Origin of the sequence: Pandoraea terrae (assembly GCF_902459695.1) — a bacterium.
In the GTDB taxonomy this organism is placed as follows: Bacteria; Pseudomonadota; Gammaproteobacteria; order Burkholderiales; family Burkholderiaceae; genus Pandoraea; species Pandoraea terrae.
In genome coordinates this window covers 19,051-39,809 of record NZ_CABPRZ010000011.1, presented here as the reverse complement: position 1 = coordinate 39,809, position 20,759 = coordinate 19,051, and the positions used below count along the sequence as shown (strand labels likewise).

The window sequence follows — 20,759 nt, the reverse complement described above, 5'->3', positions numbered from 1 at the left end:
CGCTACTTTCAAACTTTCACTTTTAGGGGTTTGCAGTTGGAAACGCGAATCTATGTTGCCGGTCGCTGGGAAAGTGGCTCAGTTGTAAATGAAAACCGCAACCCGTCCGATACCTCGGACGTGATTGGTGTCTTTTCGCACGCCGACTCAGGTCTGCTTGCGGAGGCACTTGAGGCCGCGCAGCAGGCACAGAAGAAGTGGTGGGCCGCCGGCATTCAAAAGCGGCACGACGTTCTCATGGCGATTGGCAATGAGCTGATGGCACGCGCCGAAGAGATTGGACAGCTCGTTTCGCGAGAGGAAGGTAAGCCACTGGCCGAAGGCAAGGGCGAGGTTTATCGCGCCGGACAATTCTTTACCTATTTTGCGGCAGAGGCACTGCGATTGACCGGTGACTTCGCTGAAAGCGTTCGAGCCAACATCAGTATCGATGTGCGTCGCGAGCCGGTCGGCGTCGTTGCGATTGTTTCGCCATGGAACTTCCCCGTTGCAACGCCTGCATGGAAAATCGCGCCGGCGCTCGCGTTCGGCAACGCTGTGGTCTGGAAGCCCGCCGATTTGACGCCGGCGAGCGCGGTAGCGCTGACCGAAATCATCGCGCGACAAGACATTCCGGCAGGCCTGTTCAACCTCGTGATGGGCTCCGGTTCGAAGCTCGGACGCGCCTTGGTCAGCAACAAGGCTGTGAGTGCGATTAGCTTCACGGGCTCGGTTCCGGTTGGACGTGACATTGCGAGCTTGGCCATTCAAAACATGGCGAAGATGCAGATGGAAATGGGTTCCAAGAATCCGTTGGTCGTCATGGACGATGCGGACATGAACCTTGCCATCGACGTGGCCGTGCAGGCTGCATTCGGCGGCACCGGGCAGAAGTGCACGGCTGCCTCGCGAATCATCGTCCACAAAGCAGTACATGACGAGTTTGTCGAAAAATTCGCCAATGCGGCCCGGGCGCTCACAGTCGGACACGCGCTCGATTCCACGACTCAAATCGGGCCAGTGGTGAGCGCTTCGCAACTCAAGCAGAACCTCGAGTACATCGCACTTGGCAAGTCCGAAGGCGCTGAGCTCATCTGTGGCGGTGAAGCGTTGGAGCGCCAGACTAAGGGTTACTTCATGGCGCCGGCAGTCTTCGCAGGTACGCGGAATTCAATGCGCATCAATCAAGAGGAAATGTTCGCCCCGATTTCCTGCGTAATTATGGCGGATTCGTACACCGAGGCGCTGCATATCGCGAACGATACAGAATTCGGTCTGACCGCGGGCATCATGACGAACAGGCTGTCGATTGCCAACCACTTCCGTGCAAATTCGCGCTCTGGATGCGTGATGGTGAACCTTCCTACCGCCGGCACCGATTACCACGTTCCGTTTGGTGGTCGCGCAGCATCTTCGTATGGCCCGCGCGAGCAAGGTACCTACGCTGCCGAGTTCTACACGACCGTCAAGACGAGTTACGTCGCTAACGGGAGTCCGGAATGACCACCACGATTGATGGACTTCAATACGCGAAGTGGTCGGAGAAGATTTTCCGTCAGATGCGGCAGGGCAAGGTTGACGCTGTGCACGTCACCATCGCGTATCACGAAAACTTCCGGGAAACCGTCGCCAACATTCGCGAATGGAATCTCCTGTTTGAGCGCCATGCCGACCTCATCCTTCACGGCCGAACCGCGAAGGATGTGCTGCTCGCCAAAGAAACGGGTCGAACAGCCATCTTCTTCGGCTCGCAGAATCCGAGTTGTATGGAGGACGACATCGGCCTCATCGAGGTTCTGCACACGCTCGGGCTCCGGTTCATGCAATTGACGTACAACAACCAGTCGCTTCTCGCCACTGGTTGCTACGAGGCCTGCGACCCTGGCTTGACGCGCATGGGGCGCGAAGTCATTACGGAAATGAACCGGGTTGGCTTGGTCGTCGACATGAGCCATTCCGCCGAGCGCTCGACGCTGGAGGCAATCGAACACTCGACCCGCCCAATCGTTGTGAGCCACGCGAACTCGGCGAGCTGGCATCCGGCGCGGCGCAACAAGTCGGACGTTGTGTTGAAAGCACTGGGTGAGACCGGGGGGGTCTTGGGATTTTCCACCTATCCGCACCACCTGGCGGATGGCCCGGCCTGCACACTCGAAGGCTACTGCACGATGATTGCGCGCACTATCGATGTTATGGGCTTGCAATCAGTCGCGATTGGTACAGACCTTTGTCAGGACCAGCCCGACAGCGTCGTCGAATGGATGCGCTGCGGACGGTGGACCAAAAACATCGACTATGGTGAAGGAACGGCGTCTGCGCCGGGTTTTCCCGATATGCCGTCCTGGTTTCACGACAACCGCGATTTTCAGAACATAGCCGAGGGTTTGCGTGCGGTGGGGTTGCGAGAAAACGAGGTGCGGGCAGTGATGGGCGAAAACTGGCTTCGGTTCTTCGAGACCAACTTTGGACCGAAGGCGTAGATGAACAATTTTTCGGAGTTGACGAGAGTGACCGATATTTCTGCTTTCCGCCGTCCAGCGGACACGGTCATGCGTCTGGAACGGCTTGGGTCTTCGCATCCTACGCGCCTGTCCTTTCTGCGGACGCTTCTGCGCCGCATCGAGACAGAGCATTGGTCTTTTTCCCGGACCTTGTGGGAACTCGACAGCAATGGCGTGGGTCGTGCGGTTTATGCCCTACAAGGACCCGAGAGGACATATTCGCTTGTAGCCTTCGCGCACGACCTGCCGCCGGAAATGCGGTCGGACCGTGTTATTGCTACCGCTTGGGACGCAACCTTCACACTTTTCGACGGTGTGCCGTCGCTTGCCGATGTCAACCGCCTGCAGGAAAACGTGCCCTTCCAAGAGGCCGGGCGTATCAGCGTCAGGGAACTGACGCTGAGTCGAGCCAATCGGTCCGTTCGATTGTTCGAGCATGTGGTGTCGCGATTGGCCGAGGGCAAACAGCCGGACCTCGCGGAAATTGACGACGTCGGCTACCTCATGCGCACGACGGCGGTATATGGGTCCGGGAAATTCGGCGCAGCGGACCGAGCCGACATCAGTTCGCGGTCTGAATTGAATGGTCCGTTCCAGGTCGAAATGCTCACCGTCTGGCTCATTCGTGAGTTCACTGTCGACATCGTCGAGCACATGGCCAAAGTTCGCGGCGGTGAAGCAGCGGCCGCCCTCGATGGAGAAATCAAACGCCGACTGGGCGTCGGAAACTCCACTGGATTGGGGATGGCGCCGTTTTTAATTCGCCATCCTGTTCTGCTCAACAACTGGATTTCTGCTCGCGAAGATGCTCTCGCGCGCGTGCGCGCTCAGGACCATTCGGATAGCGAAGCCATCTCAGCTCTGCGCAACGAAATCAAGGCGAGCCGACAGAACGCGGACCTCTGGAAAAGCGACCATGAAATACAGAAGCGCAAGCTCGCGTTTCTGCGTGCGGATTTGCGTTTGCTCGAGAACTTCGTGTCTGCGCTCTGGGACGCCAAGTGTCCTCATCCTTGGGACCATCTGTGGACCTGGGGTGAAGAGAACCTCTCGTTCGAAGGGCAAGAGGCGTTGTTGGCTTTGATGCTGGAAGTCCATGGTCCGCTCGTTGACGATTTGGCGTTTCAAATGAGCGTCAACGACTCCGGAGTCTTCTGCATTCAAGGTGCACAGCCGTTGAATGAGTTCAGTCGCGAGTTCTTGCAGAACTATCGCTGGGCGCTTGTAATGGATATGTCGCTGCCGTCGGCCGCGGCGAAGTTCTGGTACGTGTCTGCGGAAAAGCTTGAGCCGCGCCTTGGCATCCGTGCCACGGAGTTCGGCGTTGCAAAAGAGTTGCCCTTGGCATCCGTGCCTGCCTGTCACGCGTTGGCGATTGCGCTTCAGCGATGGGACGGCGGGGATACCATTGCGGCATTTCTCGCCGCGCATCCGGAACACCGTGGAATGGTCCGGCGAGCGCAGATTGCAGCACGCTACCCATATTCAGAAGTTCGCGACAACCTTGTCGACGCGGGCATGCTGCCCATCGACCTGCTGCGCTGCAAGCTTGCCTTTTTCGGTGCGACGCGGTTCGACCCACGCTCGGACCTGTGGGTGCGAATCAGCCTGTTCCAAGGTATGCACTATCCGTCAGACCTCACAAAACGCGACCTTGGCAGCAAGGTGACTGCCGAAAAGAGCATTAGGGTGTCACGCTCGGAAGTCGAAGCAACTGCGATGAAGGCTACATGTGGGGCTGGCTTTGCCTGGGGCGTTGCCGAGGAAGTCGGTGCCTCGGTTCGCCGACTCGTTGAGGGCGGATTGCGGGGTCCCCAGATGCTGCTGAACTACCTGACATTTCGTGATGTTGACGTCAGTGCAGCAACGACCAATCCCACCGCCTGTCCCGTCCTGGCTGGCTTGTCCTTAATCGACTTAGCCGAGCGGATTGCGCAAGACGACCAATACGCTCATCAAATCCGCGTAAGCCATCCGCTTGTGCTGGTCGGCTTCGCGATGCGCGCCGCGGCGATAGCAAAAGCTCCGCTGCGGGTCACTTGGGAGGGGGCCGAGGTTGTCGTGGATTCGCTTGGCTATCTCGTATCGAAGCGAGGCGACTTGAACTCGAGCGATACGACCGATACGACGATTGAGCGCATTAGCGCTGAAGCGGTCCGCGGAGCGCGGATTACCGAAGGCGGTCAACTGTTGGACCTGAAGACGTGGGACGCCTTAGTCTCATTCAGCATGCGTACGACCGTTCCCGCTACCGGTGAATCTCGTGGCAACGCGGGAGCCGGAGCAACTGACAATGACTGAAATGACACAACGATTCACTCTGGAAGAGCTTGAAAAATTCGCGTTTGACTCGCTTGTCGCGGGTGGAACGAAGCCGGAGAATGCGGCTCCGCTTGCCAAAGCAATCACGACTGCAGAGCGAGATGGGATAACCAGCCATGGGCTCGCCTATCTCCCCACGTATCTGGAGCATGTGGCATGTGGAAAGGTTGATGGTCAGGCTCAACCCATCGTCACGGTCGATAACGGTGTCGTGATGGTGGACGCAAAGAGCGGATTCGCACACCCGGCCATTGCTGCAGGCTTCGAGCGGCTAATTGAAGTCGCGCGGAACAACGGCGTGGCTTGCCTCGCGGTGAAGAACTCTTACAACGCAGGCACGCTTGGGTATCACGCCGAGACCCTTGCATCAGCAGGTCTGTTGTCCCTTTGTTTCACTAATGCGCCGGCCTCAATCGCGCCGTTCGGAGGCACAAAAGCAGTCATCGGTACCAACCCGTTTGCGTTGGGCGTTCCCGACATGAACGGTGGATGCGCACTCGTGATTGACCAATGTTCAAGCGTTGTCGCGAAGTCGGAGCTTTTCAGGCATGTGCAAGCCGGTACGGCAATTCCGCAGGGCTGGGCGCTGGATGCAAACGGTCAGCCGACTACCGACCCTGCAGAGGGGCTCAAGGGGACGATGGTGCCATCGGGCGGCTACAAAGGTTTCGGAGTCGGATTGATGGTGGAAGTGTTTGCTGCCTTGATGACTGGAGCAACTTTAGGACTGAACGCATCACCGTTCAGTGGTCTGGTAGGAGGCCCTCCGAAAACTGGACAGTTCTTCATTGCCATCAATCCGGTGTTGACCGGCGGGGCGGAGATTGCAAATCGACTGAAGGTCATTGCGGACGCCATCGACGCTCAACCTGGCACGCAAAAGCCTGGGGACCGGGAGCGGCGGGCAAGGCAAAAAAGCCAAGCCGAAGGGGTCGCGGTGAGTGGGCAGTTGCTCGAAAAAATCAAGAATCTGGCAATGCCTCGGTAAGTGCAAAGTGTGGGGAGAAAGAGGTTTCCCTCTCTGCTAGGCGAGCGCCTCGAGACGCACCGTCGAGAGGTGCGGTGCCCCTGCGAAGTAAGTGAGCTGATGAAGTGTTAAAGATGGCAGTGCCGCGCAGAGCTACTTCGCTGTGACTGCCTTTCCAAAATAAGCAACGTCGCATGTTACAGACAATAAGGACTACGAATGAACAAGAGATGGATCGGAGGGGCTTTGATTGGTTTCGCCATGCTGGCTTCGGGCATCGCTCATGCTCAAGCTTCGGTAACGCTTTACGGCGTAATCGATGAAGGTATCGATTTCACCAACAACAGTGGTGGCAATTCACTTTGGCACATGCGCGACGGTACGTACGACGGTCAGTACGGAAGTCGTTGGGGGCTGAAAGGAAAGGAGGACCTTGGCGGAGGGCTCAGTGCGCTGTTCCTGTTGGAGAATGGCTTCAGTCTCGAGAATGGGCAACTCCGACAGGGCGGTCTTTTGTTCGGTCGTCAGGGTTACGTTGGCCTGTCTCACCACTCCTACGGTACGCTGACTTTTGGTCGACAGTACGATTCCATCGTTGACTTCCTCCAGCCTGTGACGGCTCCCGGAAACTTCGGCGGTCCCATCGTCCATTCCGGTGACATCGACAACACCATCAATTCGTTCCGGGTCAACAACTCTGTGAAGTATCGAAGCCCCAACCTTCAAGGCTTTGAGTTCGGAGGTATGTACAGCTTTACCAACACAAATGCTCCGGGGCGTGGCACCACAGGAATGTGGAGTTTAGGCGGTACCTACACGATAAGTGGATTGACCGTGAGCGGCGCCTACTTCCACGCGAAGAACCCGGCTCTCCTTTTCGTAGATGGCGACTTTGTCGCAAACACGACTGGAGCAGCAATTGGCGCCGGTGGTCCTTTCAGTTACGTCGGCAACCCCAGCAACCAGCAAATTTTCGGCGCGGGGGCAACCTACACGATTGGCAATGCGCTTTTCGGGCTCGACTACACCAACACTAAGTTCGATAACGCGAACGGAACGAACGGAACTGTTAAGTTCCAAAACTACGAAGCGTTCGGCCGCTACAACCTGACGCCTGCATGGTCGGTGGGAGCAGCCTACACTTACACGCACGGCGACGTGGGCTATAGCCAGACCGTCCTGGTTTATCACCAAGTCGCGCTCATGACGAACTACAACCTGTCGAAGCGAACCGGCGTCTATGCAATGGGCGTGTATCAGAAGGCCGCGGCCGGCGCAGCGTTGGCTGATATTTTTGACGGTGTGACCGGCAACGCTTCGAGCAACAATCATCAAATCGCGCTGCGCCTCGGGATGTACCACAAGTTTTAAGCCGCCCAACGCAACGCGCTTTCGCTGGAACGGCCGCTACCTAGCGGCCGCTTTGTTTTGCACGCTATGCACGTCGCCATGCATGAGGATGGCGCCTATTTACTGTGAGACGAAGGTGTTCTACCTACTTCGAATCGACAGTAGTAGCACTACGGCGCTTCAGCGCAGAGAAAAGGCCTTGATTATCAAGGCCTTTTTCTTTGTGTCAACAAATCACTGTTCGACGATTTTCCGGAAGCCTTGCTGTTGGTTCCGGAAGCAGGTCACCCGCACCAAAACAAAGCGCTGGCAGTCGGAGGGTAGCTTCCCCTGCCCCTGTCCTTGCTCTCAAATCCATCTTGACAGCCCGAGATACCCGACCTTTGATTGAAGGGCGTGCTGAGCCTGGCTGGGCACGTTGTCGCCGAATATGCGGCATCGGACCTGAACGATGTCCGCCCACGGAATTGTCACTGAGAGATTTCCTGTTAATCAACACCAAGGAGAATGGAAATGGGCTCTTGCTTCAAGTTCATCGCTCGCATGTTGATTGCAAGCATGTTGCTGCTCCCCTTTCACCCGGTGTATGCCGGTATCGTCGGGACCCAACAGGTGATCAACTCGGCACAGGCACAGGGCGCCCGCGACAAGGTGCTGAACTTCGTCAGCCGTGCCGATGTCCAGCGCCAGTTAGAAACGCTCGGAACCTCCCCGGAGCAGGCTAAGGCCCGTGTCGCAAGTATGACTGACGACGAAGTCACAACCGTCGCAGGCAAGCTCGACACGCTGCCCGCCGGCGGCAACTCCGGCTGGGCCGTCGCCGTGATTCTCATCGTCCTGGCTGCCGGTATCCTTTACTACGTGTACAAATAACCGCGCACGTGCCGCACGGGATGTTTGCCGGCCGGCTGGCTGGCATTCTTTTTTTGGCAGGGACGCTTGTCGGCTGCGCAATCGCTCCACAGACACGCCTGCTGGAACAGAATCGCCCAACCGATTTACCCCCGCGGGTGGAGCTTGCGGCGGTACCGTTCTTCCCGCAGGACGATTATCAGTGCGGCCCTGCAGCACTGGCCACGGTGCTCACTAGCGCCGGGGTAGCGCTCACGCCGGAAACGCTGGTCGATCAGGTTTACCTGCCGGCGCGCAAGGGGAGCTTGCAGGTTGAAATGCTGGCCACCACGCGCCGCAACGGTCTGCTCCCCTACGTTCTGGCTCCGCAGTTGATCGATGTGCTTCGCGAGGTCGCGTCGGGAACGCCAGTGCTTGTCCTGCAGAATATGCTGGTGAGCTGGTACCCGCTATGGCATTACGCGGTGGTCATCGGGTATGACCTGGACAAGTCCAGGCTCATCCTGCGCTCGGGAAAGAACCCGCGCCAAGTGTTGCCATTCTGGTATTTTGAACACACTTGGGCATTCAGCGATCATTGGGCCATGCTCGCGATCCGCGCAGACCACGTGCCGGAAACGGCCAGTGAACATGGCTACGCGTCGGCCGTGGCGGCCCTGGAAGCCAGCGGGAAAGCCGCTGCCGCTACCACCGCCTATACGTCCCTGCTGGCACGTTGGCCGTCAAGCCTGGCGGGTGAAATCGGCCTGGGCAACGCGCTCTACGCGCGTGGCCAACTGCGCGAAGCGGAAGCAGCTTATCGGCGGGCGACCAAGGATCATCCGGATTCCGCCCCCGCATTCAATAATCTGGCGCAGACCCTCGCTGATCAGGGCAGGCTCCCGGAAGCCTTGCAGGCAGCCCAACACGCGGTGGGTCTCGGCGGGCCGTTCCTGCCGGCGTCCCAAGCTACCCTCAGGTCGATACTCGACAAAGAGACGGCCCCCGCATCGGCCCGTTGAGGCGCGTTCCCACTCGCACGCTGCGCACACGGCTTGATCGCAAGGGCGAGCCCATCGCCTCGTTCCTATGGTTTTCCCCAGCGAGCCCCAACCACGGGGCGGCGCGCCATCTGGCCCAAAGAAATCAAATCATCTGGTGCTATCAGCGGACACGCAGAAATTCATAATAGGCGCTATAAATCAAGGATGGACTTTCATAAGTGAGGGGGCTGTTATGCTTGCGTCACTGTCTCGCGTGATCTACCGATTCTGTATGATCGCCTTGGCGGCGAGCTGCACTGCCGTGGCGCTTCCCGCCGCGGCACAGACCCCGCAGCGCGGCGGCACACTCAACATCCTCAGCATCTCCGCGATCAATACCCTGAACCCGGCCATCCAGTCGGGCGTGGCGACCGCCATGCCGGGTTCGCAGTTGTTCGCCAGCTTGCTGGAGAGTGATGCCGACTGGAAGCCGCATCCCTATCTGGCGGATTCGTGGGAGGTCTCGAAAGACGGCCTCGCATACACGTTTCATCTGAACAAGAACGCCGTGTTCCACGACGGCAAGCCGATCACCTCGGCCGACGTGGCGTTCTCGCTGGAGACCGTCAAGCAGAATCATCCCTTCGGCCCCGCCATGTTCGCCTCGGTGGCGCGCGTGGAGACGCCCGATCCGCTCACGGCGGTGTTCAGGTTGTCGAAACCCAACCCGGCGTTGCTGCTGGCGGTTTCGACACCGGCCCTGCTGCCGATTATCCCGAAGCACATCTACGACAACGGTCCGATCCGCAGCAACCCGCGCAACAATTCGCCAGTCGGTTCGGGACCGTTCAAATTCGTCGAATACAAGCCCGGCGAATATCTCGTGCTCGAACGCTTCGACAAATTCTTTCGGCCCGGCCGCCCGTACCTCGATCGCATCACCTATACGATCATGAAAGACCCGTCGGCGATGACGCTGGCGGTGTCGCGCGGCGATATCCAGTATGTCGCCTATGGCCCGATGCGCCTGTCCGACGTCGACCGCCTGGCCAAACAGTCGAACCTGATGGTGACCAACAAGGGGTACGAGGGTGTCGGCACGCTGACGTGGCTGGCCTTCAATGTGCGCAACAAACCGTTGTCCGATGTGCGGGTGCGGCAGGCGATTTCCTATGCGATCGACAGGAAATTCATCACCGAAAAATTGCAGCTGGGCCGTTCCAAACCGGCTTACGGTCCCATTGTGGCGTCCAGCCCGTTCTATAATCCCTCGCTCAATCACTACGATCTGAACCTGGACCGCGCCAACCAGTTGCTTGACGCGGCCGGCTTTCCCAAGAACGCGCAGGGCGTGCGGTTTCCGCTGCGGCTCGATTACATTCCGGCCAATATCGACAGTTCGCAGGTCATTGCCGAATACCTCAAGCCGCAGTTGAAGAAAATTGGCGTCGAAGTGCAGCTTCGTCCGTCGCCCGATTTTCCGACCTGGTCGCAGCGTGTTTCCAACGGCGATTTCGACATGACCACCGACATCGTCTTCAACTGGGGCGACCCGGTCATCGGTGTGGCGCGCACCTATATGTCGTCCAATATCAAGAAGGGCGTGATCTGGTCGAACACGCAAGGCTACGTCAATCCGAAGGTCGACCAGTTGCTGGGCGAGGCCGCGGTCGAGAACGACGCGGCCAAGCGGCACGCGCTGTACAACGATTTCCAGAAAATCGTCAACGAAGAGCTGCCGGTCGCCTATCTGCTGCAAGTGCCGTACCAGACCATCTACAGCAAGTCGCTCAAGAACGTGCCGCTCGGCGTGTGGGGCGCGTTCGCACCGTTCGACGACGTCTACTGGGCAAAAGCCCCCGGCTGATGCCGCTCGGCCACGAGCAAGGCAACCTTCTTCGATAAGGAGATGCGTGGCGATGAGGAACTTAGGGTACATAACCCAGCGGCTCGGCTACGGCCTGGTGATGGTACTGGCGGTGGTCGTGCTCAATTTCCTGCTGCTGCGGCTCGCGCCTGGTGACATCGCCGACATGCTGGCCGCGCAGGCGGGCGGGGCGACGCAGGAGCAGGTCCAGCAGATTCGCCAGCAGCTTGGGCTCGACCGGGGCGTCGGCACACAACTGGCCACTTATCTCAAGGAAGTGGCGCAGGGACATCTCGGCCAGTCGCTGTACTACAACGCGTCGGTCTCACAATTGATTCTCGACCGGGCGCCCGCCACGCTGGCGCTGGTGGTGTTGGCGCTGCTGCTGGCCATCGTGATCGGCACGCTGCTGGGCATCGTGTCGGCGCGCAAGCCGCGCGGCTGGCTCAGCCACGTGGTGACGGTGGTCTCGCTGGTGGGATTTTCGGCGCCCGTGTTCTGGAGCGGCATCATGCTGCTGATCGTGTTTGCCTACTGGATTCCGCTGTTCCCGGCTTCGGGCATGCTCGACGTCGGCGTGCCGCCCACCGGCTTCACCAAATACGTCCAGATCGCGCATCACCTGGTACTGCCGGTAACGACGCTGGCACTGGTCTACCTGGCGCAATATAGCCGTCAGGCCCGCGCCAGCATGCTCGACGTGCTGGGCGCCGACTACATTCGAACCGCGCGTGCCAAGGGCCTGACGGAACGCCGCGTGGTCTACGTACATGCGCTCAAGAACGCCTTGATCCCCATCGTCACGCTCGCCGGCCTGCAATTCAGCCAGGTGCTGGCGGGCGCGGTGCTGGTCGAGACCGTGTTCAATTGGCCGGGCCTTGGGCGGCTGGCGTTCGACGCCGTGCTCAATCGCGACTATGCGCTGCTACTGGGCATCCTGCTGGCTTCGGCGATTCTGGTGGTGATCATGAACATGCTCACCGATTTTTCATACCGGCTGCTGGATCCGCGCATGAGGAGTACCCGCTGATGAACACCGGGTGGAAACTTTTCCTGGCCAACCGGGGCGCGGTGGCAGGCGCGCTGGTGCTGGTGCTGATCGTGCTGTCCGCCATGCTGGGACCGGTCCTGTATCACGTGGCGCCATTTGACATGGTCGGCGCGCCGATGACCGGGCCGGGCGGCGAGCAACCGCTGGGCACCGACTATCTGGGCCGCGATGTGCTCGCCGGCTTGCTGTATGGCGCGCGCACTACGCTGGAAATGGGCGTGGCAGCCACGCTTTGCACCGTCTTCATCGGCGTGACCATTGGCGCACTGGCGGGCTTCCACGGCGGCTGGGTTGACAATCTTTTGATGCGCATCACCGAGTTCTTCCAGGTCTTGCCGCCGATTCTGCTGGCGATGGTGCTGGTCGCCGTGATCGGTCCGAGCATTCTGACCATCGTGCTGGTGATCGGCGCGGTGAGCTGGACCCCCATCGCCCGCCTGACGCGTGCCGAATTCATGAAGATCAAGGAGCGCGAGTTCGTGATGGCCGCACGTGCCGTCGGGGCGCGCAGTCTGCGCATCATGTTTCGCGTGATCCTGCCCAATGCGCTGCCGCCGCTGATCGTGTCAGGCGCACTCACGATCGGGGTGGCGATCCTGTTCGAATCTGGCCTGAGCTTCATTGGCCTGGGCGATCCGGATGTGATGAGCTGGGGCTACATGATCGGCAACTCGCGCGACCGCATTTTCGATAGCTGGTGGGCGGTGATGTTTCCGGGCCTGGCGATCTTCCTGACCGTGTTCGCCATCAGCCTGATCGGCGACGGGCTTAACGATGCCTTCAACCCGAAACTGAGGAATCGCTGACCATGGCGCAAGCATCCTCCTCACCGTTGCTGGAAGTGAAGGACCTGGAGGTGGAGTTCACCACCAGCGCCGGCGTGGCGCGCGTACTCGACAAGGTAAGTTTCGCGCTCGGCGACGGCGAGACGCTCGGCATCGTGGGCGAGAGCGGCTGCGGCAAGAGCATGACCAGCCTGGCGATCCTGCGCCTGATTCCCAGCCCGCCGGGACGCATCGTCGGCGGCGAGATCCGGTTGCGCGGCGAAAACCTGCTCGATGCCAGCGAGGCGCGCATCCAGGACGTGCGCGGCAACGAAATCTCGATGATCTTCCAGGAACCGATGACCGCGCTCAATCCGGTGTTCACCATCGGCCAGCAGATCATGGAAACCCTTCGCCGGCACCAGGGCAAGCGCGGCGGCGAGGCACGCGAAGCCGCCATCGAACTGCTGCGCTCGGTGCATATTCCCGAGCCGCACAAGCGCGTCGACCAATATCCGCACCAACTGTCCGGCGGCATGCGCCAGCGCGCCATGATCGCCATGGCGCTTGCGTGCAAACCCAAGGTGCTGATTGCCGACGAGCCCACCACCGCGCTCGACGTGACCGTGCAGGCGCAGATCTTCGACCTGATGCGCGAACTGCATGAAACCGCTGGCACGGCGATCATGCTGATTACCCACAACATGGGCGCCATCGCGGAACTGGCCGACCGCGTGATCGTGATGTACGCGGGCCGCAAGGTCGAGGAAGGGCGGGTCGAGGATGTCATCAAGCATCCGCGGCATCCCTATACGCAGGGACTGTTGCGCTGCGTGCTGCAGGTTCGGGAAGATGTCGACGAGAACCGGGCGCCGCTGCCGGCCATTCCCGGCGTGGTGCCGGCCCTGACAGAGCTGGGCCACGGCTGTGCCTTCGCGCCACGCTGCCCGCACGCGAATGCGCATTGCCGCGAAGCGGTGCCGCCCCTGATCCCGTTGGGCGAGGGGCAGGTCGCCGCATGCTGGCGTGCCGAGGAGTTGATGCGCCAGGGGGCGGTATGAGCGAGAACTTGCTGGAAGTCAACGACCTGCGGGTGTATTACACGCTGGACCGCCCGACCTGGTTTGCCCCGGCGCAGACCGTGTATGCGGTCGATGGCGTGAGTTTCTCGGTGCGACGCGGCACGGCCTTCGGCCTGGTTGGCGAAAGCGGCTGCGGCAAATCGACCACCGCACTGGCCACGCTGCGCCTGATCGAACCTACCAGTGGCTCGATCCGGCTCGACAAGACCGAACTCACCACGCTCGGCAGCCATGCCTTGCGCAGCATGCGGCAGCGCATGCAGATCATTTTTCAGGACCCATACTCGTCGCTCAACCCGCGCAGCCGGGTGGCCGATATCATCGAGGAACCGATGATCCTGCTGACGGGTATGCGTGAACCGGAGCGGCGCCAACGGGTCGACGAACTGATCCGGCGCGTCGGACTTCGGCCGGAACAGAAGCGCCTGTTTCCCCACCAGTTCTCCGGCGGCCAGCGCCAGCGCATCGGTATCGCCCGCGCCCTGGCGGCGCGGCCCGAACTGGTCGTGTGTGACGAACCGGTATCGGCGCTCGACGTAGCGATCCAGGCGCAGATCCTCAATCTCCTGGCCGAACTGCGGCACGATCTGGGCTTGACCTATTTGTTCATTTCGCACGACTTGGCCGTGGTGCAACACCTGTGCGAAGCGCTGGCGGTGATGTACCTCGGCAAGATCGTCGAGCAGGGCGACCGCCGTGCGGTATTCAGCCAGCCGCTGCATCCGTACACGCACGCGCTGCTCTCGGCCGAGCCCGCCAAGGACCCCGCGCTGCGGCAGTCCAGCCGGCGCGTAGCGCTGCAAGGCGACCCCCCGAGCCCGATCAATCCGCCGTCCGGCTGCCGATTCCACACCCGCTGTCCGTATGCCGAGGCACGCTGCCGTCAGGAATTGCCGAGCCTGCGCGAGGTGGCGCCGGGCCATGCGGTTGCGTGCCATCTGGTGCGGGTCGAAGGCGGGAAAATCATTTCGCCGGTCTCGATGCCTGCCACGGTCATGCAATTCCACCGAGACGCGGTGCCAACGAGCCGCGGCGGCTGATCGCGGGACAGCCGGCACGCCAAGCGAGAATGAGATGACAGCCAAGACCACCATCTTCTGTGCCAAGAAAATCATTACGATCAATGCCAGCCAGCCCACCGCCACGCACGTGGCGGTGCGCGACGGCCGCATCCTCGGCGTCGGCTCGCTCGAAGAATTGCAGGGGTGGGGGCCGTACGATCTTGACGAGCGCTTCGCCGATAAAGTGCTGATGCCGGGGTTGGTGGAAGGGCATTGCCACTTGGCCGAGGGCGGCATGTGGCGCAACGCCTACGTCGGCTACTATGATCGGCGTGGGCCGGACGGCACCTTGTGGAAGGGCTTGAAAAGCTTCGACGAGGTTGTCGAGCGCCTGCGCGAGGCGCAGGCGCGCCTGTCCGATTCGACCGAGCCGCTGCTGGCCTGGGGCTTCGATCCGATCTATTTCAAGGGGCCGCGCATGACCGCGCGTGACCTCGACCGCGTGTCCCCCACGCGGCCGGTCATCGTATTGCATGCCAGCTTCCACTTGATGAACGTCAACAGCGCGATGCTGCGCGCGGCCGATATCACGGCCGACACACCCATCGAAGGCATTCCGAAAGGGCCGGACGGCCAGCCCAGCGGGGAGCTGCAGGAGTTCGCGGCCATGTATCTCGTTTACCGGGTGATTGGCGACATCTCTTCCGTGGGGGCCGCCCAGGATCCTGTCGCGCTAAGGCGTTTCGGTGAGATAGCGCGCGGTGTCGGTGTGACGACCGCGACGGATCTGGTCAACGACCTGAGCGAGGCGACCATCACCAATATGCGCGAGATCACGGCTGATGAGGACTACCCGGTCCGCATCGTGCCGGCCTTCGCGCCGATGCGCGTCAAGTCGGGGGAGACCGGTGCGCAGCGCGTCCTGGACACGCTGCCGCTTTCCACCGACAAACTGCGCTTCGGCCTGGTCAAGTTGGTGATCGACGGCTCGATTCAGGGCTTTACCGCACGCTTGCGCTGGCCCGGTTATTACAACGGCAGCCCCAACGGCCTGTGGCTGGTGCCACCGCAACAAGTCGCGCAGCAGGTGGCCGAATACCACAAGGCGGGCTTGCAGGTGCACATTCACACCAACGGCGACGAGGCCTCGGAAGTGGCGCTCGACGCGATCGAAGGGGTGCTTCGTGCCGCCCCGCGCTGGGATCATCGACACACGCTGCAACATTGCCAGATGGCCGACACTGCGCAATTCCAGCGCATGGCCAGCTTGGGCGTCTGCGTCAACCTGTTCAGCAACCACCTCTATTACTGGGGCGATGCACATTACACCCAAACGATGGGGCCGGAGCGCGCCAACCGCATGGACGCCGCCGGCACCGCCAAGCGGCTAGGTGTGAATTTTGCGATTCATTCCGATGCGCCGATTACGCCGCTCGGGCCGCTGTTTACCGCGTGGTGCGCAGTCAACCGGCAAACCGCTTCAGGCCGGGTGCTGGGCGAGGCCGAGCGCATTTCCGTGGAAGACGCCCTGCACGCCATCACACTCGGCGCGGCCTACACGCTCAAGATGGATCATCAGATCGGCAGCCTCGAAGCCGGCAAGTTCGCCGACTTCGCGGTACTGGAGCAAGACCCGCTGGCGGTGCCCGCGAGCGCGTTGAAAGATATTCCGGTGTGGGGTACCGTGCTGGGCGGCCGAGTGTTCCCGGCGCCGGGGGGGTGAGGCCGTGAATACCCCGCTCCCCGTCGCGCCGATTGCCCTGACCATCCTCAGCGGCTTTCTCGGCGCGGGCAAGACCACGCTGCTCAATCGCATTTTGCGCGCGCCTCACGGCCTGCGCATCGCCGTGCTGATCAATGACTTCGGGGACATCAATATCGATGCCGCGCTCGTCGCGCGGCGCGACGAGGAGGTGATTGACCTCGCCAACGGCTGCATTTGCTGCTCGATCGGCAGTGAGTTGATGGCGGCGCTGCTGAAAATCGCAGAACGCCCCGCGCGGCCGGACTATCTCATCATCGAAGCGAGCGGTGTGTCGGATCCCTGGAAAATCGCCCAGATCGGCTTGGCCGACCCGGCCTTCCGGCTCGACGGCGTGATCGTGCTGGCCGACGCCGAAGCGGTTCGCTCGCTGGCGAGCGACCGATACGTCGGCGATATCGTGCGCAGGCAACTGACTGCGGCCGACATCGTGGTGCTGAACAAGACAGACCTGATCAGCGTGTCACAACGGGCCGAGGTAAGCGCCTGGTTGCGCACCCTCGCGCCCGACGCCAGGCAGTTTGCGGCGGTGCAGGCCGACGTGCCGATGGCCGTGCTGCTCGGCGCCGGTACCGAACCGATAGCACGCGCCGCGCGCCAGGAAGGCGCAGCCGGGCACGGGCACGCCCATCACCACGACCGCCAGTTCGACAGTTGGAGCTTCACCGCTGACCGGCCGTTTTGCCGTGCGGCGCTCGAACGGGTGCTGGATGGCCTGCCAACAGACTTGCTGCGCGGCAAGGGGCTGTTGTTGTTGCAGGACGACCTGGAGCATCCGGCGCTGCTGCAAATCGTCGGGCGCCGGCGCACGTTGATGCGCAGCCCTGCATGGCGCGACAGCCCGCGCACGGCGCTGGTATTGATCGGCGTATCGGGAAGCCTCGATCCGGCGGCGCTGGACGCGGCGTTTACCGCCGCATTGGCTTAGAAACGACAAGGGGCGCCATCTGCGCGTCCGCGATCAGCAGCTTGCGAACGCATGCACGAGGCGGTTAAAAGCGCCGGCGTTCGACACATTCATCCCGTGCGACGCCCCGCTGATGGTCTGTCTTTCCGCTTGGTCGATCCATCCTGCCAACTTTTCGACGTTGTTGCGGAACATGCGAGGGCTGCGCTGCCCGTCGATCAGCAAAGTCCTGCATTTCACGTCGCGTGCGATATCACAAGAATATGCCGGCAATGGATCGCGGAATTGCTTGGGCAGCGTGCCCGCATTGTCGATCGCCATGGTGCGGAACGCAACGGGACTCTTGCGCCATGATCCGGGCACGCTCACCGAGTCGACGAAAAGCTCCAGTCCCGCGTCGATCTGCTGGCTATCGATGAGTTCAGCGACACGCGCTCGCAGGACATTGGTCGCGGCCGGCAGCGACGCGTCCGACATCCCCTCGATCTGGAGCGGGCCGCCCGGGTCCGCGAGCGTCAACGTCTTCACGAGCCGCGGATGTTCGCGTGCCACATGAAACGCCACGCAGCCGCCGCGCGAATGCCCCACCAGATGCACGGGCCCAAGGTCGATCGCCGCGATGAACTCGGCCACCTCGGCGACATGCGTCTGCCAGCCGAATTCGGCCTGGATGCAAGCCTCGCTCGCCGGCCAGTAGTGGCTCAGGCTCACCGAGATGCAGCGGAAATGCTGCGACAGCGCCGCAGTCTGCGCGCTCCAGTAGCGATAGTCGCAAAGCGACCCGTGCACGAATACCAGCGGTTCGCCTTCTCCGCACTCAACGTACGGCACGCAGATGCCCGATGCGATGGTCGCAAACGACAAATCCGGTACGGCAAGCACTGAGAGGTCGGTACGGGCGTTCATTATGTGGCTCCTTTGAGGCCACTATGCCCGATGTCGCCGCCTTGGAAAATCGCGTAATATTGATCGAATCTATCTAATTTTCTGATGCCAGCCCAATGAAAGCTCTCGACCTTGACGTCATGACGATGATCGTCGCCGTCGCTGACGCAGGCAACATAAGCCGGGCGGCGGAAGTCGTGCATCGTTCGCAATCGGCGGTGAGCATGCAGATCAAGACGCTCGAGACTGCGCTCGGCAAGCCGCTTTTCGTCCGCAAGCCGAGAAGTGTGGTCCCGACGCAGGATGGCGAAGTCCTGCTCACTTACGCGCGCCGCATGCTCGCATTGCGCGACGAGGCTTGGGCCGCAGTGGTTCGGCCGGACGTGACCGGGCGCGTGAGCATCGGCGTGCCGGACGATTACGCCTCGTCGCTCCTGCCGCCGATCCTCAAAAAGTTTTCCGCGAGCTATCCGAAGGTGGAGATTCAGGTCGTCGGATTGCCGAGCGTCGCACTCGCGCCGATGGTGAAAGATGGTTCTGTCGATCTTGTGTGCGCGACGCGGGTCAAGGGCCTGTCAGGGGAGTTCATCCGTCTCGAGCCGATGGAATGGGCGGCGGCACCGAGCGCCGATGAAATTTGGAGCGAACGGCCGTTGCCGATCGCGGTGTTCCTGCCGGGCAGCGTCGCGAGAGAGAACGCTATTCGCAGTCTTGAGCGCGCAAAGATTCCCTACCGGACCTCGTATGAAAGTCCAAGTCTGCTCGGCCTGCTGTCGATGGCCGAAGCGGGGCTTGCCATTGTTCCGCTCGCACGATGCGCGGTTCCGGCGCATTTCGCGCTGCTCGGTCAAGCGCAGGGCTTACCGAAGATTGACGCGCTTGAAATGGTTCTGGCGCGAAGCACGGGTTCGAAGCGGCCGCCATGCGATTTCCTCGCAGAGAAGATCCTCTCGGAGTTGAGGCGCTAGCCGGAGGCACCGCTGCTATTGAGGCCTTTCCGCTTCATCCAGCAACTTCGTTGAATTCGCCTGATTAGAGATCAAGCACCAGGGACTCGCCCTTGCAACCCGAGACACACACCGTCATCACCGCGTTACTCTCACGCTCGCTCGCGCTCAATACCGAGTCGCGATGGTCCGGCTCGCCGGACAGCACGCGGGTCTTGCATGCGCCGCACAATCCTTGCGTGCAGCCATGCTGGACATCGACGCCAGCGTCGAGCAGTGTCTGCAGCAGCGTCGTGCCCGGTGCGACTTCGAGGCTGCGTCTCGAGCGGCTCAATTCGACGCGGTAACGCTTCTTCGTTTCCGCTGGCGCATCGCGTGCCACGAAGCGCTCCAGATGAACATGCGCAATTCCGAGCTCGCTGCAATGGCGCTCGAAATCGTCCAGCATCGGCGTCGGACCGCACGCGTAGAAATGTGCGTCGCGGCGACGGGTGGCGAGAAACTGCATCAGGCCGACGCGCTCACCGTGCTCGTCGTTGAAATGCCACTTGACCTCGAGTCCGAGCGCCTCGATCTCGTCAACAAACGCCGCCTCGCGACGCGAACGCGCGCAGTACAGCAACTCCACCGATCGCCCGAGCGCGCAAAGCCGCCGCGCCATCGACAGGATCGGCGTAATGCCGACCCCGCCAGCGATCAGCACCGTATGGACCGCCTCCTCGTGCAACGGAAAATTGTTGCGCGGACGGGAAATTTCGATCCGGGCCCCGACCCGCAACTGCTCGTGCACGTAGCGCGATCCACCGCGGCTTTCTTCGACATTGAGCACGCCGATAACATACCGGTCTTTGTCTTCTGCGGAATTGCACAGCGAATAGCTGCGAATCATCTCGTTGGGCAGATGAAGATCGATGTGAGCACCTGCGTCGAATTCAGGGAATGCCGAACCGGGCTGCGGCCGCAACTCCACGCTGACCACGCGTTGCGCCTCGTAGCGAATGGCATGGACCGTCGCGCGCAACTGTGTGGTTTCCGGCTTGTCGCGCACGCGCGGCGGATGGTAAACCACCAGCATTTCCAGCGTCGAATCGCCGAGATTGCGGAAGGAATGCGGCACGCCCGCTGAAATGGGGCTGACCGAGCCCGCCCTGACCTCATTGATTTCGTCGCCGACGGTCACTTCGCCGTGCCCGGAGAGCACGTAAAACAGGTGAGCGTGCGGCTCGACATGCGTTGGAGAAAATCCGCCGGGGCCGACCGACGTCAGCTCGATACTGTACGCATTACCGGTGTATGTGGTGTCGGTGATCGTCTTGTACCCGGACTTGTTGATGAACAATCCCGTCAGCGGAATCCACGACACTTCGTCCACATGCCACGTGACCGGAGCTTCGGCGGTTGTCGTAACGGACGGCTGGGTTTCGCGCATGGCGACGTTCATTTCATCTCCTCCAGAACTGGTTCGCGTCACGTCAGCGGGGCTGACCGCGTGCTCGTATCAAGCGCTATCGTTGCGGGGTATGGGAACGTGGCTATACTCGATTCAAAGCCGCGTCGTTA

The 20,759-nt window shown here is 61.1% G+C and carries 17 protein-coding genes and 1 pseudogene; 15 read left to right on the top strand and 3 right to left on the bottom strand.

The annotated features are described in order from the left end of the window. The first annotated feature begins 36 nt into the window (after window positions 1–36). The 14 genes from PTE30175_RS14205 (at window position 37) to PTE30175_RS14140 (ending at window position 17,388) form a co-directional block, all read left to right on the top strand. Entirely contained in the window at window positions 37–1,482 is a 1,446-nt protein-coding gene (locus tag PTE30175_RS14205; protein ID WP_224788776.1) for an aldehyde dehydrogenase family protein, read from the top strand. Further along, window positions 1,479–2,459, top strand: coding sequence for a membrane dipeptidase (locus PTE30175_RS14200; RefSeq protein WP_150697712.1), 981 nt, complete (start codon window positions 1,479–1,481; stop codon window positions 2,457–2,459). The genes PTE30175_RS14205 and PTE30175_RS14200 overlap by 4 nt, the downstream gene beginning before the upstream one ends. Continuing rightward, the gene (locus PTE30175_RS14195) at window positions 2,460–4,781 is read left to right on the top strand and encodes a DUF3726 domain-containing protein (RefSeq protein ID WP_150697711.1); all 2,322 of its coding nucleotides are present in this window, start codon (window positions 2,460–2,462) and stop codon (window positions 4,779–4,781) included. Beyond that, window positions 4,774–5,790, top strand: a complete 1,017-nt coding sequence (locus PTE30175_RS14190) for an Ldh family oxidoreductase (RefSeq protein ID WP_150697710.1) — start codon at window positions 4,774–4,776, stop codon at window positions 5,788–5,790. Before PTE30175_RS14195 ends, PTE30175_RS14190 begins: the two co-directional genes overlap by 8 nt. Before the next feature lie 198 nt (window positions 5,791–5,988). Beyond that, window positions 5,989–7,140 carry a porin gene (locus PTE30175_RS14185; RefSeq protein WP_150697709.1) on the top strand — a complete coding sequence of 384 codons (1,152 nt, stop codon included), beginning with the start codon at window positions 5,989–5,991 and terminating at the stop codon, window positions 7,138–7,140. 492 nt (window positions 7,141–7,632) lie between these two features. Further along, window positions 7,633–7,992, top strand: coding sequence for a PA2779 family protein (locus PTE30175_RS14180; protein WP_191629064.1), 360 nt, complete (start codon window positions 7,633–7,635; stop codon window positions 7,990–7,992). Window positions 7,993–8,129: 137 nt separating this feature from the next. Beyond that, entirely contained in the window at window positions 8,130–8,972 is an 843-nt protein-coding gene (locus PTE30175_RS14175; protein ID WP_224788775.1) for a PA2778 family cysteine peptidase, read from the top strand. Window positions 8,973–9,186: 214 nt separating this feature from the next. After that, window positions 9,187–10,800, top strand: coding sequence for an ABC transporter substrate-binding protein (locus PTE30175_RS14170; protein ID WP_224788774.1), 1,614 nt, complete (start codon window positions 9,187–9,189; stop codon window positions 10,798–10,800). Window positions 10,801–10,852: 52 nt separating this feature from the next. After that, complete coding sequence (locus tag PTE30175_RS14165; RefSeq protein ID WP_150697706.1) at window positions 10,853–11,830, top strand: ABC transporter permease; 978 nt, start codon at window positions 10,853–10,855, stop codon at window positions 11,828–11,830. After that, window positions 11,830–12,657 carry an ABC transporter permease gene (locus PTE30175_RS14160; RefSeq protein ID WP_150697705.1) on the top strand — a complete coding sequence of 276 codons (828 nt, stop codon included), beginning with the start codon at window positions 11,830–11,832 and terminating at the stop codon, window positions 12,655–12,657. The genes PTE30175_RS14165 and PTE30175_RS14160 overlap by 1 nt, the downstream gene beginning before the upstream one ends. Window positions 12,658–12,659: 2 nt before the next feature. Continuing rightward, window positions 12,660–13,676: an ABC transporter ATP-binding protein gene (locus tag PTE30175_RS14155; RefSeq protein WP_150697704.1), complete on the top strand. Its 1,017-nt coding sequence runs from the start codon at window positions 12,660–12,662 to the stop codon at window positions 13,674–13,676. Further along, window positions 13,673–14,737, top strand: coding sequence for an ABC transporter ATP-binding protein (locus PTE30175_RS14150; RefSeq protein ID WP_150697703.1), 1,065 nt, complete (start codon window positions 13,673–13,675; stop codon window positions 14,735–14,737). Before PTE30175_RS14155 ends, PTE30175_RS14150 begins: the two co-directional genes overlap by 4 nt. 34 nt (window positions 14,738–14,771) lie before the next feature. Continuing rightward, the gene (locus PTE30175_RS14145) at window positions 14,772–16,421 is read left to right on the top strand and encodes an amidohydrolase (RefSeq protein ID WP_150697702.1); all 1,650 of its coding nucleotides are present in this window, start codon (window positions 14,772–14,774) and stop codon (window positions 16,419–16,421) included. 4 nt (window positions 16,422–16,425) lie between these two features. Next, window positions 16,426–17,388 carry a CobW family GTP-binding protein gene (locus PTE30175_RS14140; RefSeq protein ID WP_150697701.1) on the top strand — a complete coding sequence of 321 codons (963 nt, stop codon included), beginning with the start codon at window positions 16,426–16,428 and terminating at the stop codon, window positions 17,386–17,388. 33 nt (window positions 17,389–17,421) lie between these two features. Here PTE30175_RS14140 and PTE30175_RS14135 read toward each other — a convergent pair whose 3' ends face one another. After that, entirely contained in the window at window positions 17,422–18,273 is an 852-nt protein-coding gene (locus tag PTE30175_RS14135) for an alpha/beta fold hydrolase (RefSeq protein WP_150697700.1), read from the bottom strand. 95 nt (window positions 18,274–18,368) lie between these two features. Between PTE30175_RS14135 and PTE30175_RS14130 the strand changes: the two genes are divergently transcribed. After that, entirely contained in the window at window positions 18,369–19,220 is an 852-nt protein-coding gene (locus PTE30175_RS14130; RefSeq protein ID WP_191629062.1) for a LysR family transcriptional regulator, read from the top strand. Window positions 19,221–19,284: 64 nt separating this feature from the next. On the opposite strand, the gene PTE30175_RS14125 is transcribed toward PTE30175_RS14130, so the two are convergent. Both PTE30175_RS14125 and PTE30175_RS28700 read right to left on the bottom strand, forming a co-directional pair. Further along, window positions 19,285–20,274 (bottom strand): PDR/VanB family oxidoreductase, encoded by a 990-nt coding sequence (locus PTE30175_RS14125; protein WP_224788783.1) that lies wholly within the window; start codon window positions 20,272–20,274, stop codon window positions 19,285–19,287. Beyond that, window positions 20,260–20,628: pseudogene (locus PTE30175_RS28700) on the bottom strand (cupin domain-containing protein); the annotation flags it as partial. The gene PTE30175_RS14125 and the pseudogene PTE30175_RS28700, both read right to left, overlap by 15 nt. Between the last annotated feature and the right edge of the window lie 131 nt (window positions 20,629–20,759).

Bases quoted from the DNA above. Each gene is read 5' to 3' on its own strand.
- PTE30175_RS14200 (WP_150697712.1), top strand. From the start codon at position 1,479: ATGACCACCACGATTGATGGACTTCAATACGCGAAGTGGTCGGAGAAG.
- PTE30175_RS14195 (WP_150697711.1), top strand. From the start codon at position 2,460: ATGAACAATTTTTCGGAGTTGACGAGAGTGACCGATATTTCTGCTTTC.
- PTE30175_RS14190 (WP_150697710.1), top strand. From the start codon at position 4,774: ATGACTGAAATGACACAACGATTCACTCTGGAAGAGCTTGAAAAATTC.
- PTE30175_RS14185 (WP_150697709.1), top strand. From the start codon at position 5,989: ATGAACAAGAGATGGATCGGAGGGGCTTTGATTGGTTTCGCCATGCTG.
- PTE30175_RS14180 (WP_191629064.1), top strand. From the start codon at position 7,633: ATGGGCTCTTGCTTCAAGTTCATCGCTCGCATGTTGATTGCAAGCATG.
- PTE30175_RS14170 (WP_224788774.1), top strand. From the start codon at position 9,187: ATGCTTGCGTCACTGTCTCGCGTGATCTACCGATTCTGTATGATCGCC.
- PTE30175_RS14165 (WP_150697706.1), top strand. From the start codon at position 10,853: ATGAGGAACTTAGGGTACATAACCCAGCGGCTCGGCTACGGCCTGGTG.
- PTE30175_RS14160 (WP_150697705.1), top strand. From the start codon at position 11,830: ATGAACACCGGGTGGAAACTTTTCCTGGCCAACCGGGGCGCGGTGGCA.
- PTE30175_RS14155 (WP_150697704.1), top strand. From the start codon at position 12,660: ATGGCGCAAGCATCCTCCTCACCGTTGCTGGAAGTGAAGGACCTGGAG.
- PTE30175_RS14150 (WP_150697703.1), top strand. From the start codon at position 13,673: ATGAGCGAGAACTTGCTGGAAGTCAACGACCTGCGGGTGTATTACACG.
- PTE30175_RS14145 (WP_150697702.1), top strand. From the start codon at position 14,772: ATGACAGCCAAGACCACCATCTTCTGTGCCAAGAAAATCATTACGATC.
- PTE30175_RS14135 (WP_150697700.1), bottom strand. From the start codon at position 18,273: ATGAACGCCCGTACCGACCTCTCAGTGCTTGCCGTACCGGATTTGTCG.
- PTE30175_RS14130 (WP_191629062.1), top strand. From the start codon at position 18,369: ATGAAAGCTCTCGACCTTGACGTCATGACGATGATCGTCGCCGTCGCT.
- PTE30175_RS14125 (WP_224788783.1), bottom strand. From the start codon at position 20,274: ATGCTGGTGGTTTACCATCCGCCGCGCGTGCGCGACAAGCCGGAAACC.